The sequence below is a fragment of the Pseudomonas sp. R19M genome, assembly GCF_050312585.1.
Lineage (GTDB): Bacteria > Pseudomonadota > Gammaproteobacteria > Pseudomonadales > Pseudomonadaceae > Aquipseudomonas > Aquipseudomonas palleroniana.
In genome coordinates this window covers 504,079-520,328 of the sequence record NZ_JBNPJV010000092.1, presented here as the reverse complement: position 1 = coordinate 520,328, position 16,250 = coordinate 504,079, and the positions used below count along the sequence as shown (strand labels likewise).

Annotated in this window: 16 protein-coding genes; 6 read left to right on the top strand and 10 right to left on the bottom strand. The window is 61.0% G+C overall.

Annotated elements, in window-relative coordinates; genetic code table 11:
- Nucleotides 1-84: 84 nt before the first annotated feature.
- The 3 genes from ACQRBT_RS23570 to ACQRBT_RS23560 all read right to left on the bottom strand — a co-directional run bounded on the left by ACQRBT_RS23570 (nt 85) and on the right by ACQRBT_RS23560 (nt 2,957).
- Nucleotides 85-603, bottom strand: coding sequence for an AAA family ATPase (locus ACQRBT_RS23570; protein WP_412046147.1), 519 nt, complete (start codon nt 601-603; stop codon nt 85-87).
- On the bottom strand, nt 600-1,163 hold the full coding sequence (pnuC, locus tag ACQRBT_RS23565; RefSeq protein ID WP_060752793.1) for a nicotinamide riboside transporter PnuC: 564 nt from the start codon (nt 1,161-1,163) through the stop codon (nt 600-602). Before pnuC ends, ACQRBT_RS23570 begins: the two co-directional genes overlap by 4 nt.
- A gap of 159 nt (nt 1,164-1,322) precedes the next feature.
- Nucleotides 1,323-2,957, bottom strand: a complete 1,635-nt coding sequence (locus ACQRBT_RS23560; RefSeq protein WP_060752794.1) for a methyl-accepting chemotaxis protein — start codon at nt 2,955-2,957, stop codon at nt 1,323-1,325.
- 228 nt (nt 2,958-3,185) lie between these two features.
- Here ACQRBT_RS23560 and ACQRBT_RS23555 point away from each other — a divergent pair, with 228 nt between their 5' ends.
- Both ACQRBT_RS23555 and ACQRBT_RS23550 read left to right on the top strand, forming a co-directional pair.
- On the top strand, nt 3,186-4,016 hold the full coding sequence (locus ACQRBT_RS23555; protein WP_412045959.1) for an undecaprenyl-diphosphate phosphatase: 831 nt from the start codon (nt 3,186-3,188) through the stop codon (nt 4,014-4,016).
- Entirely contained in the window at nt 4,013-4,396 is a 384-nt protein-coding gene (locus ACQRBT_RS23550) for a DUF1294 domain-containing protein (RefSeq protein WP_412045960.1), read from the top strand. The genes ACQRBT_RS23555 and ACQRBT_RS23550 overlap by 4 nt, the downstream gene beginning before the upstream one ends.
- Here ACQRBT_RS23550 and ACQRBT_RS23545 read toward each other — a convergent pair.
- The 3 genes from ACQRBT_RS23545 to ACQRBT_RS23535 are packed head-to-tail and all read right to left on the bottom strand — an operon-like array spanning nt 4,385 to nt 7,085.
- Complete coding sequence (locus tag ACQRBT_RS23545) at nt 4,385-4,741, bottom strand: MmcQ/YjbR family DNA-binding protein (RefSeq protein ID WP_060752797.1); 357 nt, start codon at nt 4,739-4,741, stop codon at nt 4,385-4,387. The two genes, ACQRBT_RS23550 and ACQRBT_RS23545, sit on opposite strands and share 12 nt — an antisense overlap.
- Nucleotides 4,738-5,646, bottom strand: coding sequence for a LysR substrate-binding domain-containing protein (locus ACQRBT_RS23540; RefSeq protein WP_060752900.1), 909 nt, complete (start codon nt 5,644-5,646; stop codon nt 4,738-4,740). The genes ACQRBT_RS23545 and ACQRBT_RS23540 overlap by 4 nt, the downstream gene beginning before the upstream one ends.
- Nucleotides 5,647-5,705: 59 nt before the next feature.
- Nucleotides 5,706-7,085 carry an NAD-dependent succinate-semialdehyde dehydrogenase gene (locus tag ACQRBT_RS23535; protein ID WP_412045961.1) on the bottom strand — a complete coding sequence of 460 codons (1,380 nt, stop codon included), beginning with the start codon at nt 7,083-7,085 and terminating at the stop codon, nt 5,706-5,708.
- 159 nt (nt 7,086-7,244) lie between these two features.
- Between ACQRBT_RS23535 and ACQRBT_RS23530 the strand changes: the two genes are divergently transcribed.
- The 3 genes from ACQRBT_RS23530 to ACQRBT_RS23520 all read left to right on the top strand — a co-directional run bounded on the left by ACQRBT_RS23530 (nt 7,245) and on the right by ACQRBT_RS23520 (nt 10,143).
- On the top strand, nt 7,245-8,171 hold the full coding sequence (locus tag ACQRBT_RS23530; protein ID WP_412045962.1) for an AraC family transcriptional regulator: 927 nt from the start codon (nt 7,245-7,247) through the stop codon (nt 8,169-8,171).
- A 104-nt stretch (nt 8,172-8,275) separates the two neighbouring features.
- Complete coding sequence (locus tag ACQRBT_RS23525; protein ID WP_412045963.1) at nt 8,276-8,887, top strand: FMN-dependent NADH-azoreductase; 612 nt, start codon at nt 8,276-8,278, stop codon at nt 8,885-8,887.
- A gap of 206 nt (nt 8,888-9,093) precedes the next feature.
- Nucleotides 9,094-10,143, top strand: coding sequence for an alpha/beta hydrolase family protein (locus ACQRBT_RS23520; RefSeq protein WP_090371272.1), 1,050 nt, complete (start codon nt 9,094-9,096; stop codon nt 10,141-10,143).
- Here the strand turns inward: ACQRBT_RS23520 and ACQRBT_RS23515 are convergent.
- From ACQRBT_RS23515 to ACQRBT_RS23505, 3 genes are all read right to left on the bottom strand, one after another.
- Entirely contained in the window at nt 10,137-11,312 is a 1,176-nt protein-coding gene (locus ACQRBT_RS23515; protein WP_090371270.1) for an MFS transporter, read from the bottom strand. The genes ACQRBT_RS23520 and ACQRBT_RS23515 overlap by 7 nt on opposite strands.
- A gap of 286 nt (nt 11,313-11,598) precedes the next feature.
- A complete protein-coding gene (locus tag ACQRBT_RS23510) occupies nt 11,599-13,185 on the bottom strand; it encodes an ABC-F family ATPase (RefSeq protein ID WP_081086944.1) in 1,587 nt (528 codons plus the stop codon).
- A gap of 142 nt (nt 13,186-13,327) precedes the next feature.
- Nucleotides 13,328-14,566 (bottom strand): MFS transporter, encoded by a 1,239-nt coding sequence (locus ACQRBT_RS23505; RefSeq protein WP_104996121.1) that lies wholly within the window; start codon nt 14,564-14,566, stop codon nt 13,328-13,330.
- Nucleotides 14,567-14,718: 152 nt separating this feature from the next.
- Here ACQRBT_RS23505 and ACQRBT_RS23500 point away from each other — a divergent pair, with 152 nt between their 5' ends.
- On the top strand, nt 14,719-15,531 hold the full coding sequence (locus ACQRBT_RS23500) for a class I SAM-dependent methyltransferase (RefSeq protein WP_412045964.1): 813 nt from the start codon (nt 14,719-14,721) through the stop codon (nt 15,529-15,531).
- Nucleotides 15,532-15,666: 135 nt separating this feature from the next.
- Here ACQRBT_RS23500 and ACQRBT_RS23495 read toward each other — a convergent pair whose 3' ends face one another.
- The gene (locus tag ACQRBT_RS23495; RefSeq protein WP_104993543.1) at nt 15,667-16,053 is read right to left on the bottom strand and encodes a TIGR03067 domain-containing protein; all 387 of its coding nucleotides are present in this window, start codon (nt 16,051-16,053) and stop codon (nt 15,667-15,669) included.
- Nucleotides 16,054-16,250 lie beyond the last annotated feature (197 nt).

The following is a 16,250-nucleotide window of genomic DNA, read 5'->3' as shown; positions in this document are numbered from 1 at the left end:
CCACAGGACGCCTCGGTTTTTCAGGAAGACTGCGGTGCCTGGATTGGGGCGGCTGCGCCACCCAGCGCGGGGCAAGCCCGCTCACTACAAGAGCTGTTTGACGGCTTTGAATGCGGCGAGTCGGCGTTCTTGCCAATTTCCCTGGATGACGACGAAGGGCTGTTGATGCGCTTGCATCCACGCCAGGCTGTCCTGGAAAAATGCCCGTCGATCCGCCAGCTCGGGTTGGCAGCGTTGCCCGTCGGCGGTCCATTCCACATGCTCGGGCGAGAGCAGCAGGTGCAAGTCGTAGTGCCGGGCCAGCAGCTCAGTGTCGAGCCATGCCGGGTAGTCGCCGAACAGGGTCTGGCTCCACAACCGGTTGGTCAGCAAATGGGTGTCGAGGATCAGCAAGTCGGGCTGTCGGGCGCGGGCGTCGTCTTCCCAGGCCAGTTGGCCGCGGGCAATGGCGGGAATATCGGCCAGGGTCGTGTCGCGCTGGTGATGGTCGATGAAGTCGCGCACATATTCGCCCACCATCAGCCCGCCAAAATGGGCTTGCAGCTCGGCGGCCAGCCAGCTTTTGCCACTGGATTCGGGGCCTGCCAATACCACCACCTTCATGCGTGCAACGCCGGGTCGGCGCGCCATTCACGCCAGCCTTGCACGGCGATCACGGTGAACAGCGCATAAAGCGCGGCGGTGAGGTACAGGCCTTTGTAGAGGAACAGGCCGACAAAGATCACGTCCACGGCGATCCACAAGGGCCAGCATTGTACGCGTTTCTGTGCCATCCACATTTGCGCCACCAGGCTGAAGCCGGTGAGGGCCGCGTCGAGCCAGGGTTGGGCGGCGTCGGTCCAGTGGGCCATGGCGGCGCCCAGCAACAGGCTGAACAGCGCACCGACCGCCAGGCTGGTCATGATCGCGGGCCAGCCCAGGCTGGTCACCTGGCGGCCTTGCTTGACCTCGCCGGCGCGGGTCCATTGCCACCAGCCGTAGAGTTGCAGGGCGGCGTAGACCACCTGCAGCAGCATGTCGGAATAGAGCTTCACATCGAAGAATACCCAGGTGTAGAGCAGCACCATCACCAAGCCGATGGGCCAGCACCAGGGGTTTTGCTTGACCGTCAGCCAGACAGCGATCACCCCCAGGGCGGCAGCGAACAATTCAAGCCCGGACATGGCGGTTCCTTGGGAGAGTCGAAGAGGGCGGGGATTGTAACGTCAAAATGAACACCGACCAATGTGGGGGGCTTGCTCCCAATAGCGGTTCACCGGTCACTGCTTTTCAGCTGACCCACCGCCATCGGGAGCAAGCCCCCTCCCACAGGTTGAAACGAGCTAGACCTTGAACTGGCGCAGCAGGCCGTCGAGTTGTTCGCTCAAGGCGCGCAAATGTTCGCTGGCCGCGCTGGACTGTTGCGCCGCCAATGCGGTGCTGTGGGACAAGCCGGCCGCCTCGGTGACGTTCTGGTTGATGTCTTCCACGACATGCGCCTGCTGCAGGGTAGCGCTGGCGATTGAAGCGTTCAGCCCGTTGAGGTTGTGCAGCGCCTGGCCGATCGCCGTGAGGCTTGCCCCGGCCTGGCCGGCTTGTTCAATCGTCAGTTGCGAGGCGCTGTGGCTGTCGCTGATAACCTTGACCGCCGCTTCCGAATGGCCTTGCAGACGCTCGATCATGACCTGGATCTCAGCGGTGGATTTCTGCGTACGCTGGGCCAGCAGGCGGACTTCATCGGCCACCACCGCAAAGCCTCGGCCTTGCTCGCCGGCACGCGCGGCTTCAATGGCCGCGTTGAGTGCCAGCAGGTTGGTCTGGTCGGCGATGGAGCGGATCACCTCGAGCACGCTACCGATCTGCGTGCTTTCGCTGGACAGCGTGCGGATCACTTCGACGGCCTGGCCGATGGTGCCGGAGAGTTGGTCGATCTGTTGCAGGCTGCCGTCGATATTCACCTGGCCCTGTTGTGCCTGCGCCTGCGCGTCGCGCATTTCGCTGGCGGCGTGCTCGGCGTTTTTCGCCACATCCTGTACGCCATAGGTGACTTCGTTGATGGCGGTCGCCACCAGTTCCATCTGCTGCGACTGTTGCTGGCTGCGGTCATGGGCCTGGCTGGCATTGGTGCCAAGCTCTATGGACGACTGGCCCAGGGCATTGGCGCACGCTTGCAGCTGGCCGACCACCTGGCTCAGTTTTCGCGTGAAGGCATTGAAGTGCTGGGACAGTTGGGTGACTTCGTCGCGCCCGTGGGTGTCGAGGCTGCGGGTCAGGTCGCTTTCGCCACTGGCGATATTGGCCATGGCGTTCACGGCCTGTTGCAACGGGTTCACGATGCTGCGGGCGATCAGCAGCACCAGCAGCGCCATCACCAGGGCGATCGCCAAGCAGATGAACGAGGCTTTCCACACCTGCACCTTGAATTCGGCTTGGACGTCATCCACGTAGACGCCGGAGCCAATGATCCAGCCCCACGGCTCGAACAGTTGGATATACGAGGTTTTCTCCACCGGGGCTTCGGCGCCGGGCTTCGGCCAGCGATAACTGACGATACCCGCACCCTTGGCCTTGGCCAGGCTCACGAACTCGTTGAACACCGCAAACCCGTCCGGGTCGCGAATCGCCGACAGGTTCTGGCCATCCAGCTTGGGGTTGGCCGGGTGCATGATCATCACGGGCGTGAGGTCGTTGATCCAGAAATAATCATCGTGGTCATAACGCAACCCGCGCACCGCGCTCAGGGCTTGCTGCTGCGCCGCTTCGCGGGTCAGCACGCCGGTTTTTTCAAGATTCTGGTAATACGCCAGTACGCCGCTGGCGGTCTGGACCACATGCTCGGTCTGTTGGCGCTTGGCCTGGTAGAGATCGCCATGGATCTGCTTGAGCATCAGCAGGCCCAAGGTCAGCAGCATCAGCACGGCGACTATCAGGATCAGCCAGAGGCGGCGGCTGATCGACATGTTGCGCAAACTGTTCATCGTCCTGTCACTCCATGCTTTTTATAGTTGTAGCGCTGCTTCGCCATTTCCGGCGTGTCTGATAGGCTTTCGGCCCGTAATCGGAAAACCTGAGTACTGCCTGATTTTTCACGCAATTTTTGCAGCCCGGCGTGGATGATCCAACGCCTGGCCGCAAGCTCACTCAACATCATTGAATCACTGGAAAAAACAACGGGGTGTGCCTCGCGCATGACCTTTGGGGGAAATATGGATTTTTGGACCGCCATACAGGCATTGATACTGGGCGTGGTGGAGGGGCTGACGGAGTTCCTGCCGATCTCCAGCACCGGTCACCAGATTATCGTAGCCGACCTGATCGGTTTTGGTGGCGAGCGTTTTGAAGCGTTCAACATCATCATTCAGTTGGGCGCGATCCTGGCGGTGGTGTGGGAGTTCCGGCGCAAGATCCTGGACTTGGTGATCGGTTTGCCGACGCAGCGCAATGCCCAGCGCTTTACCGTCAACCTGATGATCGCCGTGCTGCCGGCCGTGGTGTTGGGGGTGATTTTCGCCGACCTGATCAAGCACTACCTGTTCAACCCGATCACCGTGGCCACCGCGCTGGTGATCGGCGGCGTGATCATGTTGTGGGCCGAACGTCGCCAGCATGCCGTGCATGCGCACAGTGTGGATGACATCACCTGGAAGGAAGCGCTCAAGGTGGGCCTGGCCCAATGCCTGGCGATGATCCCGGGCACGTCGCGTTCCGGTGCGACCATCATCGGCGGCCTGTTGTTCGGTTTGTCGCGCAAGACCGCCACCGAGTTCTCGTTCTTCCTGGCCATGCCGACCATGGTCGGTGCGGCGGTGTATTCGGGCTACAAGTACCGTCACCTGTTCCAGCCGGATGACCTGCCGGTATTCGCGATTGGTTTCGTCACCTCGTTCATCTTCGCGATGATCGCGGTCAAGGCGTTGCTCAAGTTCATCGCCAGCCACAGCTATGCGGCTTTTGCCTGGTACCGGATCGCGTTCGGCCTGGTGATCCTGGCGACCTGGCAGTTCGGTTGGATCGACTGGTCCGCGGTCAAGCCATGAGCCTGCAGCACCCACGCTTGAAGGCGGCGATCTTTGCACTGCTGTGCGCCGCGCCGTTGTTGGGAGCGGCGCTGCTGGGGTATCGCGGCGAGACCCTGATCCCGCTGTTCGCCTATGGGGTGGTCAGCGTGGTGGCGTTTTTCCTGTACTGGAGCGACAAGCGCAAGGCGCAAACCGATGCGCGCCGCATCCCGGAAAACATCCTGCACGCTGTCGAGCTGGCAGGCGGTTGGCCGGGCGCGTTGATCGCCCAGCAGGTGTTTCGCCACAAGACCCGCAAAGTGTCCTATCAGGTGCTGTTCTGGGTGATCGTGCTGTTGCACCAGGTGTTCTGGCTGGACCAGCTGTTCCTGGGCGGTACCTTGTTGTCAGTCCTCTAGCCGCAGCCCGACCTGCGTGCGCTTGGGCAGTTTGCTGACCACCAGTTGGTGAGAACGCTGCAACAAGCCACGCAGTTCATCAGCGCCCAGCGGGTAGGGCGTGTCCATGATGATCCACTGCGCGCGCGCCAGGTACGGCGCCGGGTGGATACCCGGGCGATCGACATGGCCCAGGAACAATTCCTTGTCGACCTTGAAGGCCAGCGACGCACCCCGCAGGTTTTGCACGGCGAACATCTTGTTGCCGGCGATCGAGAACACCCGCACGCCACCCCATTTATAGTCTTCTCGTGCTCCGGGCAGGCCCAGGCAAAACGTCGCGACTTGTTCTTCGTTCATCTTCATAGCAGTCGATCTCCGCAACCTCTGAAGCCTTCTTCGAGGTAATCAATCCAGGCCCGAATGGCCGGCAGTACGCCACGCCGATGCGGGTACACCGCCTGCAACCAGCCCCCCGGCAGCGACCACTCGGGCAGCAGTTGCACCAGGCGGCCGCTGGCCAGCTCCTCCTCGCAATACATCATCGGCAATACGGTAAAACCCAGGCCCATGATGGCACTGGCCTTGCGCACAACGAAGTCGTCGATGCCCAATCGGGCTTCCATCACCAGCTCGTGGGGCTGCCCTTGTGGGTCGAGAATGCGCTGATGCACCATGCGGTCCGCCTCGAGGGCGCCCAGTATCGGCAGTTGCTTGAGGTCTTCAAGGGTGTTGATCTGCCTGCCCTGGATAAACGCCGGGCTGGCCACCAGCACCGTCTGGGCCTGGCGCAGGCGCTTGGTGACCAGCAGCGGGTCTTCATCGCCGTGTTCGCGCACGCGCAGGGCTACGTCGATACCTTCAGCCACCAGGTCGACACGGCGATTGACCAGGGTCATTTCCAGTTGTACCAGTGGGTGGGCGGCGAGAAATCCGGCGACCATGTCCGGCAGCATGTGCTGGGCCATGCCCACCGGGCAACTGACGCGCAGGCGGCCACGGGGTTCGCTGGACATGCTGGCCACGGCCTCATCGGCCATTTCCGCTTCGAGGAGCATGGCCTGGCAATGGCGCAGGTAGCGCTCCCCCACGGCAGTGAGGGTCAGTTGCCGGGTGGTGCGCTGCAGCAGGCGGGCGCCCAGGCGTTCTTCCAGCTCGGCGATGCGCCGCGACAGGCGTGATTTGGGAATCCCCAGCACACGGCCTGCCGCCGCGAAACCGCCGGATTCGACGACTTTGGCGAAATAGTAAAGGTCGTTGAGGTCTTGCATGATCAACCTGTTGTCCTGTCAGTGGGACGAACTATCCGCGTCTGGTGCAGGCAAATCCACTAAAAATGTGCGCCCGCCATCAGCACATACTTCACATGCACATACTCCTCGATCCCGTAATAGCTGCCTTCGCGCCCGTAACCGGATTGCTTGATGCCGCCAAATGGCACCGACGCGGTGCCCACCGAACCGGAGTTCAAGATGACCATGCCGGCCTCAAGCCCGCTTGATAGTCGTAATGAGCGACCCAATGCGCGGGTGTAGGCGTATGCCACCAGGCCGAATTCGGTCTGGTTGGCGCGCCTGATGGCTTCCTCTTCATCCTCGAACGCATAGATGGCGAAGACCGGACCGAAAATTTCCTCGGTGGCCAGCGGTGAATCATCCTGCAACCCCGTCAAGATCGTGGGTTCGTAGAACAGGCCGCCCTTGGCGTGGGGCTTGCCACCCATCAGTACTTCGGCGCCGGCGGCCTTGGCCTGCTCCACCAGGTGCGCCACTTTGTCGAACCCCGCCTGGTTGACCAGCGGCCCGACCACAAACCCCTCGCGCAGGCCCTGATCCACTTCGATATCGGCCACCGCTGCCTGTACCCGCTGCAAGAACGCTTGCAGGATGCTGCGTTGCACAAAAATCCGGTTCGGCGAAATACACACCTGGCCGCAGTTGCGCAGTTTGGCGCTGACCAAGCCTTTGACCGCCTCATCCAGATTGGCGTCTTCGAACACGATAAACGGCGCGTTGCCGCCCAGTTCCAGGGTCATCTTCTTGACCGTCGCGGCGCATTGCGCGGCGAGCAGTTTGCCGACCGCGGTAGAGCCGGTGAACGAGATCTTGCGAATGCGCGGGTCGCCGGTGAGGATCAGGCCGATGGCCTTGGGATCGCCGACCACCACTTCCAGCACGCCTTCAGGGATACCGGCCTTGCGCGCGTACTCCAGCAGTTTCAGCGCCGTCAGCGGGGTGTCTTCGGCGGGCTTGATCACCATGGTGCAGCCGGCGGCCAGGGCCGTGGCCACCTTGCGGGTGATCATCATGAACGGGAAGTTCCACGGGGTAATGGCGGCGACCGGGCCGACGGCTTCCTTGGTCACCACCACCTGGGCGTTGCGATCGTGGGTGGGCAGGGTGTCGCCGTAGACGCGTTTGGCTTCTTCGGCATACCACTCGATAAAGCCCAGGCCGTAGTCGATTTCACCACGGGCTTCGCTCAGGCATTTGCCGTTTTCGCGACACAGCAGTTCAGCGAAGGCTTCTTTGTCGGCTTTAACGCTGTCATGCCAACGGCGCAGGATATCGCTGCGTTCGCTGGCAAGCCTGTCTGACCAGGCGGGGAAGGCCGCGCAGACGCGGTCGAGCGCAGCCTTGACTTCGTCCGTGGAATGCGTGGCGACGCGACCGATTTCTTCTGCGGTGGCAGGGTTGTAGACGATGAGCATGGGGCAATCTCCGAGGGCTGAAAGGGCTGTTTCAGGCTACGCAAGGGAGTGCGTTGGGCGAATATCCATTCCAATGTGCTGATTGCCTATTCCTATGAGCGTGTAGCCAAGCTGCCGTTTGCGCAGTACCGTGCGGTTTTCCCCCAGGAGCCTCAGCCCATGGGCCGTACACAGAAAATCATCGAGCTGATGGGCCGCCTGGCGCCTGTCGAAGGCTATAACCTCAGCGTGCTGGATGACGTGCGCTTCCTGCGTTCCAATCGGCCGCTGCATCGGGTGCCGGTGCTGTATGACCCCGGCATCGTGATCGTTTGCCAGGGCTCCAAGCGCGGTTATCTGGGCAGTGAGATTTACCGGTATGACGCCCAGCACTATCTGGTGGTCTCGGTGCCGGTGCCGTTCACCATGGAAACCGAGGCCAGTGAAGAGGAACCGATGCTGGCGGTGTACCTGAGGCTGGACTTCACCCTGGCGGCGCAATTGATGCTGGCGTTGGCGGACTTTCCCGCACTGCTGGAGGCCGAGCCCCGGGGCATGTACTCATCGCCCATGGATGACCCGCTCAGCGATTCATTACTGCGTTTTCTCGAAGCGATGAGCGCGCCGATGGACGCGAAAATCCTCGGCCCCATGCTGATGCGCGAGATCTACTACCGGATCCTCACCGGCGAGCAGGGCGGTTCGATGCGTGCGGCGCTCAATCGTCAGGGCCAGTTCGGCAAGGTGGCGCGGGCGATCCGCAAGATCCATGGGGGTTATCACCAGCACCTGGACGTGGCGGCGCTGGCGCAAGAGGCGATGATGAGCGTGCCGAGTTTTCACGCGCACTTTCGCACCGTGACCGACACGTCGCCGATGCAGTACCTCAAGTCCACACGCCTGCACCAGGCGCGGTTGTTGATGCTGCGCAGCGACATCACCGCCGCCACGGCCTGCGCCCAGGTCGGCTACGAAAGCGCCTCGCAATTCAGTCGTGAGTTCAAGCGCTTCTTCGGGCGCACGCCCCAGGAAGAGATCCAATGGATGAAGCGCACCTATGCATTGCCGGCGCCCACCTCGGCTTCAATTTACGTATCGTCCCATTAATAGGACGAACAATCGCATTTGTACCATCTAATCGAGTATTGGCTTCATGTGTAGGATTAACCTCACTTGGTCGCCCCACCGCGATCCTCACTTGGAGATTCCGCATGAAACTGTTGCATATCGATTCCAGCATCCTCGGCGACAACTCGGCCTCCCGTCAGCTCAGTGCTGCCGTGGTCAAGGCCTGGCAAGCGGCTGAACCCGGTGTGGAAGTGACTTACCGTGACCTGGCCAGCGAAGGGATCAACCATTTTTCCGGCGCCACCCTGGGTGCACTGGGCACACCTGACGATCAGCGCAGTGCCGCACAAAAGCAGGAAGCCGACCTCAGCGCTTCCACCCTGGCCGAGTTCCTGGCAGCCGATGCCATTGTCCTGGCGGCGCCGATGTACAACTTCACTATTCCGACCCAGTTGAAAGCCTGGATCGACCGTATCGCGGTGGCCGGCCAGACTTTCCGCTACGCCGAAGCCGGCCCTGAAGGCCTGTGCGGCAACAAGAAAGTCATCATCGTGTCCACCTCGGGCGGCCTGCATGTCGGCCAGGCCACGGGTGTTGCTCACGAAGACTATCTGAAAGTGCTGCTGGGCTTCCTGGGCATCACTGACATTGAATTCGTTCGCGCCCACGGCCTGGCCTACGGTGACGAGTTCCGGACCAAGTCCCTGAACGACGCCAACGTAGTCATCAACGAACAATTGTTCGCCGCCGCGTAAGGCTTGTGTAAATTTGCCGCTTGCTCGGTTTCAATCTGAATCCGGGCGCCTAAACTCTGTACTCTGATCGTGCGAAAACGATGGAGTACGGAGTTTTTTCGTTTTGCCGATGTCACTAATTTGGCCCAGGTTATGCATTCGTGGGTTTATCACCTGGACTTTTAATTCGACATGTCGGTTCTCATGCAGCAAAGGTGGACATCCCCATGATGCGTCTTTGTGCTGTTTTGGTTCTTTCTCTGCTCGGCGGCCTGGTTTCAGTGCACGCCGCGCCTGCACCGCACCCGCATTGGAGTGTGGGCTTTCATCGCATGACGTTTCTCGACCCGCTGGATTCGCAGCCGATGAAGGCTATCGCGTTCTATCCCTCCAGCGGCCCAGCCCTGGGCGTTGAACATATCACTCGGTTGGGGCCGTATGACGTTGCCGCCACTGAGGACGCGCGGGTCGCCATCGGCCGTTTCCCGATGCTGATGCTGTCCCATGGCAATACCGGTACACCGCTGGCCCTGCATGACCTCGCCACGTCTCTGGCGCGCAAAGGTTTTGTGGTGGTGGCGGTGCTGCATCCCGGCGACAACTACAAGGATCACAGCCGGCTGGGCACCGTGAGCAATTTGTATGGCCGGCCTATCCAGATTTCTGCGGCGATTACGGCGACCTTGAATGAACCGATGCTGTCGCCGTTCGTCAATGTCGATCAGGTGGGTGTCATCGGTTACTCGGCCGGGGGCGAGACGGCGTTGATCCTCGCCGGTGCCAAGCCCGACTTCGATCGCCTGCGTCGCTATTGCCAGGAGCGTCCGGAGGACCGTGATGCCTGCACCACCAAAGGAGAGCTGGTGGTGGACCGTGACGACCTGCAACCGCAAGCCGACCCGCGTATCCATGCGTTAATGCTGATGGCCCCGCTGAGCCTGATGTTTGGCCGCCACACGCTGGCGGACGTGCATGTGCCGGTGCTGCTCTATAGCGGCGATGGCGACAAACTGGTGGCCGTGGACAAGAATGCTGCCGCCCTGGCGCGCAAACTGCCGCAACCACCGGATTTCAAACTATTGGCCGGGGCAGGGCACTTCGTCTTCATGGCGCCGTGCGACAGCGATCAACAGATGGCGATGCCGGCCGTCTGCACCGATGCGGATGGCGTCGACCGCGAAGGGATTCACCGCAACCTGATTTCCGAGGCGGGGCGCTTTTTCACGAACACCCTTGGCCAGGCGACCCGCGCCGGTTTGCAGACCGCCGATCAGTAGGCGCGGCGCTTGAGCTGCAAGGTCACGGCCAATGCCGTGATCGATAGCAGCGCGGCGCAGAAGAAGATCCAGCCGTAGCCAAGATTCAGCGCTACGGCCCCCATCAGCGGGCCGGCAATCGCCAGGGCCAGGTCAAAAAATACCGCATACGCGCTCAAGCCTGCGCCACGGCTGCTGTTGGGCACTTGCTTGATGGCTTCCACGCCCAGCGCCGGGTACACCAGCGACAAACCGAAACCGGTCAGCCCTGCGCCAATCAAGGCGACACCGGTGGACGGCGCCAGCCACAGCAGTGTCAGCCCCAGTGTCTCGATGGTCATGCAGGCGATGGCCGCCCGAAAGCCGCCGAAGCGGCTGATGGCGGAGATAAACACCAGGCGCGACAGGATAAAGCACACGCCAAACACGGTGAGACAGTAGGCCGCGCCCGCCCAGCCACGGTTGAGGTAGTACAGGGTGATAAAGGTGGTGAGCGTGCCGTAGCCGATCGATGCCAGGCACAGGCTCGCGCCAAACGGTGCGATACGACCGAACACCGCCCAGAACGGTAATCGCTCGCCGCGCACCACAGGCACTGAAGGTTTATTGCGAATCAGCCAAAGCCCCAGCGCCGCCAGCACCGACAAGGCGACGCCCAGGCTGGCATAGCCATAATCGGCCACCATCACCACGCCCAACGGCGCACCGATAGCAATTGCGCCATAGGACGCGATCCCGTTCCAGGAAATCGAACGGGCCGTATGCTCGGCGCCTACTGCCCCCATGCACCAGCTGATGGTGCCCACGCCGATCAGACCTTGGGCCACGCCCAGCAACAGTCGGCCGGCGATCAGAATGCCCAGGCTCAGGGCGGGCATGCTCTGCACCCATGTGGCAACAAGCGTCAACACGCCACTGACGAAAATGCCGGCCAGCCCCAGCACAATGGCGCGTTTGGTGCCCACGTTATCCGACATACGCCCAGCCATGGGGCGACTGAGCAGGGTGGCCAGGTACTGCGAGCCGATGGTGATACCGGCGACGACTGCGCTGAAGCCCAGTTGTTCATGCACATAGCCAGGGATCACCGCGATCGGCAGGCCGATGCAGATAAACGCGATAAAGGTGTAGAAGACGATGGAGACGATCTGCAAGGTGATCGACAGGGAGGAAGGGGCGGCGTCGGACATGGGCACTCGTTCGCGGGCGGGCGGTGAATGCATCATGGCAAGGGCCCGGGACAAAAGAAAGCACCCTATCTATTCTTCAGCCCTGCGGTGAGCGGGCTCATCCCAATAAAAAAACGCCGCATTCTGTCTGAAAGAATACGGCGCCTGTTGTAGTGAGCGGGCTTGCCCCGCGCTGGGTGGCGCAGCCGCCCTAAATCCAGACACCTCGGTCCTCCTGAAAGACCGAGGCGTCCCAGATGGGGCGGCTTCGCCACCCAGCGCGGGGCAAGCCCGCTCGCTACGCGGGTTAAAACACCACGCCCTGGCTGCGCAGGTAGTCGTCATAGGTGCCGCTGAAGTCGATGACGCCAGTGGCGCTCAACTCGATGATGCGGGTGGCCAGGGACGATACGAATTCACGGTCGTGGCTGACGAAGATCAGCGTGCCCGGGTAGTTTTCCAGCGCCAGGTTCAGCGCTTCGATGGATTCCATGTCCAGGTGGTTGGTCGGTTCGTCCATGATCAACACGTTCGGCTTTTGCAGGATCAGCTTGCCGAACAGCATGCGACCTTGCTCACCACCGGAAATCACCTTCACCGACTTCTGGATCTCGTCGTTGGAGAACAGCATGCGGCCCAAGGTGCCACGGATCATTTGCTCGCCCTGAGTCCACTGGCCCATCCAGTCGAACAGCGTGACGTCGTCTTCGAAATCATGGGCATGGTCCTGGGCGTAGTAGCCCAGTTCCGCTGCGTCGGTCCACTTGATGCTGCCGGCATCCGGCGTCAGTTCGTTGACCAGGGTACGCAGCAGGGTGGTCTTGCCGATACCGTTCGGTCCGATGATCGCGACGCGCTCGCCCGCTTCAACCTGGAAGCTGAAGTCCTTGAACAGCGGCTTGCCGTCGAAGCCTTTGGCCATGTTTTCGACGATGACCGCCTGGCGGTGCAGCTTTTTGTTTTGCTCGAAACGAATGAACGGGCTCACACGGCTCGAAGGCTTGACCTCGGCCAGTTGGATCTTGTCGATCGCCTTGGCGCGGGACGTGGCCTGCTTGGCTTTCGAGGCGTTGGCCGAGAAGCGGCTGACGAAAGATTGCAGTTCGGAGATCTGCGCCTTCTTCTTGGCGTTATCCGACAGCAGCTGCTCGCGGGACTGGGTGGCCACCGTCATGTACTCGTCGTAGTTGCCCGGGAACAGGCGCAGCTCGCCGTAGTCCAGGTCAGCCATGTGCGTGCACACGCTGTTCAGGAAGTGACGGTCGTGAGAGATGATGATCATCAGGCTGGAGCGCTGGGTCAGGATGTTCTCCAGCCAGCGGATGGTGTTGATGTCCAGGTGGTTGGTCGGTTCGTCGAGCAGCAGCACTTCCGGATCGGAGAACAGCGCCTGGGCCAGCAACACCCGCAGTTTCCAGCCTGGCGATACTTCGCTCATCGGGCCGAAGTGCTGTTCCAGGGGAATCCCCAGGCCCAGCAGCAGTTCACCGGCGCGGGATTCGGCGGTGTAGCCGTCCATCTCGGCGAATTCGGTTTCCAGCTCGGCCACGGCCATGCCGTCTTCTTCGCTCATTTCCGGCAGCGAGTAGATGCGGTCACGTTCGGCCTTGACCTTCCACAGTTCCTCGTGGCCCATGATCACGGTGTCGAGCACGGTGAATTCTTCATAGGCGAACTGGTCCTGGCGCAGCTTGCCCAGGCGTACGTTCGGTTCCAGCATGACCTGGCCACCGGACGGATCGAGGTCGCCGCCGAGGATTTTCATGAAGGTCGACTTGCCGCAACCGTTGGCACCGATCAAACCATAACGGTTGCCGGCGCCGAATTTGACCGAGACGTTCTCGAAGAGCGGCTTGGCGCCGAACTGCATGGTGATGTTAGCTGTGGAGATCAATTACTTTACCTATCAATGAGTTGCAAGCATTGCGGCAGGAGCCTTCAGGCATGCATCAACAGCGACATCAAGGCGCGAAACCCGGTCGCTGAGCAGAAAATGGGGGATGTGTGTTGGAATTTGGCGCGCATTGTCGCATATGTCAGGCGACAGTTGTATGGCACTCGAAAGATGGTTTTGCCAGGGTCTCCGGCATCGCCAGCCAGAGCAGTACCAGCGCTGCTGCCGCGACAAACGCCAGGGTCAGGAACGCAGCATTGTAGCCGGCCTGCTGGACCACGAAGCCGGCAAGGCTGCTGCTTAACGCCGCGCCCAGGCCGAATACCGTGGACAGTGCGCCCAGGCTGACGTTGAAGCGCCCGGTGCCTTGGGTCAGGTCTTTGACGATCACCGGGAACAGCGCACCGAAAATACCTGCGCCGATGCCGTCGAGCATTTGTACCGCCACCAGCCAATAGGGATCGTTGGACAGTGTGTACAGCACACCGCGCAACGGCAGGATCAGGAACCCCGCCAGCAGTAACGGCTTGCGGCCCCACACATCGGCTTTCAGGCCCACCAGCCAGGCCATTGGCACCATCACCAACTGTGCGGCGACGATACAGGCCGAGGTCAGGGGCGTCGCCATTTGCAGGTTGATCTGGGCCAGCTTCTGGCTGACGAGTGGCAGCATGGCGGCATTGGCCAAGTGAAACAGCGCGCAGCAAACGGCGAACAGCAACAGCGGACGGTTGGCCAGTAATACTTTCCAGCCGGATGGCGCTTCGTGGTCCTGCGCGTGGGCTGGGTCGAAACCCCGGGCCACTTCGTGATCGATCGCCGTGGGTGATACGCAACTCACGGCCACCAGGCTGGCTATCGCCATAAAAGCCATCAGGTAGAACACCACGACAGGGCCGAACAGGTAGGCCAGGCCGCCCGCCAGCATGGCCGCCACGGCATTGCCGGCATGGTTGAACGTTTCGTTGCGCCCGGTGCGACGGGTAAAGGCGCGTGGCCCGGTAATCCCCAGGGAAATCGCGGAAATCGCCGGGGCGAATACGGAGGCCGCCACCGCGCTGGCCGCCTGAGTCAGCGCCACCCAGCCGAACGAGCTGACAAAAGGCAATATCAGGCAACTCGCGGTCACGAGGATGGCGGCGATCGCAATCACCGCGCGTTTGCTATGCGTGCGGTCAACCAGCGCACCCGCCGGGCCTTGGGTGATCAGAGCGGCGATACCCGCCAGGGTCATGACGATACCGATACTGGCCGGGTCCCATTTATGCACCGCTAACAGATAGATCGCCAGATACGGCCCAAGCCCATCACGCACGTCTGCCAGGAAGAAGTTCAGGCTGTCCAGAGAGAGGGTGGTACGCAGGTCGGTGTGATGAGCCACGATGAATTCTTCAGCGGCAGTGCGCAGGGGTTGAGCACTCATTGGGCTAATGACCTGTAGCCATCGAGATTAGTTCGGCATGTCCAGGGGTTTTATCTGACATGAAACTGGCTTACTTTCCGAACCTCGCCGCACTGACTTCTGGAGACGCAATGGATATGCCATCGGCCGAGCAGGCTATCAAGAGCAATAGGCAAGCCTGGGATGAATCCGCCCGGCTGCATAAAGACACCGCCACCTGGAAGGCGACGCTGGCAGCGGTTGCTCGCGCCGACTTTTCCTGCCTTGACCCAACGATTACCCAGCTGCTGCAAGAGGTCGGCGTTGCCGGCAAGGACGTGGTGCAGCTTTGCTGTAACAATGGCCGCGAGTGCCTGTCGTTATTTGGCCTGGGTGCTCGTTCGGTGGTGGGGGTCGATCAATCCCGTAAGTTTCTCCAGCAGGCCCGGGAACTGGCCGATGTTTCGCCCCACTGTCCGCAGTTCATTGAGAGCGACATCCACCATTTGCCTGAAGCGCTGATGGGGCAGTTCGATGTAGCGCTGGTGACCATCGGTGTATTGGGCTGGATGCCGGATGTGGCGCTGTTCATGCGCCATGCTGCGAGTGTACTCAAGCCAGGCGGTGTTCTGGTGATGTATGAAACCCATCCGTTCCTTGAAGTATTCGATCCCGCGGCCGCCAACCCAATGTTGCCGGCCAGTTCGTATTTCCAGCGCGATCCCTTTGTATTGCAGGAATCCATCGTTTATGAGGGGCGAGGCGCCCTTGAGGGGCCGACGTCGTACTGGTTTGTGCACACATTGGGAAGCGTGGTGAGCGGCGCGATTGCGGCGCAGCTGCAGATAGGCCATTTGCAGGAGTACCCGCACTCCAATCGTGAAGAGCTGTACGATCAATACGAGAATCAACGTGCGCAATTGCCGCTGTGCTTCACCCTGACCGCGACCCGGCGTCCCGCCTGAGCCGGCTTGCCGAAGGCAAAAAAAAGCCCGCGCGAGGCGGGCCAAGGGATTCACTGGAGTAGGTAAGCGTCAACGTATCGCTTGGGAAGTGAAGGCTATGTGAAAAAGCTGTCGAGCATTCGGATGTACGCCCATTCAACCGCGCCGCACAAACGTTCGCATGGTTTGCCCCGGGCCGGTGCTGAACACCGTCGGCCTGGGCATGCCTTCATCAGCCGCGATAAAGACGAAATGATCGCCGTCGAGCCGGTAGCTGGCGGGTAGCTGCTTGCCCGCATCCTCGCCGATGGAGTCCACCCAGGTAATGCTTTTGGGGTGAGTGCTGGCGTCCAGGGAAAACCGGCCGGCCAGCAGGACATCGCCATCGACCGTCGTCACTTGGAAGCTGTCCCCTGTAATAGTGGTAATGGCACCTGGCGCACTGTGGGCGTCGGCTGGGTTGAGCACGCCGCTGTCTTCAAGGGCGGTCTGTTCCCAGGCACCTTGGAGGGCCTGATAGTCGGAGTGGGGATGGGAGGGCATGCAAATTCCTTTTCTGCGCGTGGAAGAGCCAGTTATATCGGATGAAAAACGATAATCCAGACGACGTGTGGGAATTTTTCTTTAGAAGACAGCGATTTGACAGCTTTTTCATGTTGTATTGGCTACGCTTCCAAGTGCATTGACCCTACATGAATGTTGTAGTTGATGTTTGCTTATATAAGACAGAAATAAACGCC

Excerpts from the sequence above, each read along its gene's own strand:
- ACQRBT_RS23570 (WP_412046147.1), bottom strand. The coding sequence starts at position 603 with ATGAAGGTGGTGGTATTGGCAGGCCCCGAATCCAGTGGCAAAAGCTGG.
- pnuC (WP_060752793.1), bottom strand. The coding sequence starts at position 1,163 with ATGTCCGGGCTTGAATTGTTCGCTGCCGCCCTGGGGGTGATCGCTGTC.
- ACQRBT_RS23560 (WP_060752794.1), bottom strand. The coding sequence starts at position 2,957 with ATGAACAGTTTGCGCAACATGTCGATCAGCCGCCGCCTCTGGCTGATC.
- ACQRBT_RS23555 (WP_412045959.1), top strand. The coding sequence starts at position 3,186 with ATGGATTTTTGGACCGCCATACAGGCATTGATACTGGGCGTGGTGGAG.
- ACQRBT_RS23550 (WP_412045960.1), top strand. The coding sequence starts at position 4,013 with ATGAGCCTGCAGCACCCACGCTTGAAGGCGGCGATCTTTGCACTGCTG.
- ACQRBT_RS23545 (WP_060752797.1), bottom strand. The coding sequence starts at position 4,741 with ATGAAGATGAACGAAGAACAAGTCGCGACGTTTTGCCTGGGCCTGCCC.
- ACQRBT_RS23540 (WP_060752900.1), bottom strand. The coding sequence starts at position 5,646 with ATGCAAGACCTCAACGACCTTTACTATTTCGCCAAAGTCGTCGAATCC.
- ACQRBT_RS23535 (WP_412045961.1), bottom strand. The coding sequence starts at position 7,085 with ATGCTCATCGTCTACAACCCTGCCACCGCAGAAGAAATCGGTCGCGTC.
- ACQRBT_RS23530 (WP_412045962.1), top strand. The coding sequence starts at position 7,245 with ATGGGCCGTACACAGAAAATCATCGAGCTGATGGGCCGCCTGGCGCCT.
- ACQRBT_RS23525 (WP_412045963.1), top strand. The coding sequence starts at position 8,276 with ATGAAACTGTTGCATATCGATTCCAGCATCCTCGGCGACAACTCGGCC.
- ACQRBT_RS23520 (WP_090371272.1), top strand. The coding sequence starts at position 9,094 with ATGATGCGTCTTTGTGCTGTTTTGGTTCTTTCTCTGCTCGGCGGCCTG.
- ACQRBT_RS23515 (WP_090371270.1), bottom strand. The coding sequence starts at position 11,312 with ATGTCCGACGCCGCCCCTTCCTCCCTGTCGATCACCTTGCAGATCGTC.
- ACQRBT_RS23500 (WP_412045964.1), top strand. The coding sequence starts at position 14,719 with ATGGATATGCCATCGGCCGAGCAGGCTATCAAGAGCAATAGGCAAGCC.
- ACQRBT_RS23495 (WP_104993543.1), bottom strand. The coding sequence starts at position 16,053 with ATGCCCTCCCATCCCCACTCCGACTATCAGGCCCTCCAAGGTGCCTGG.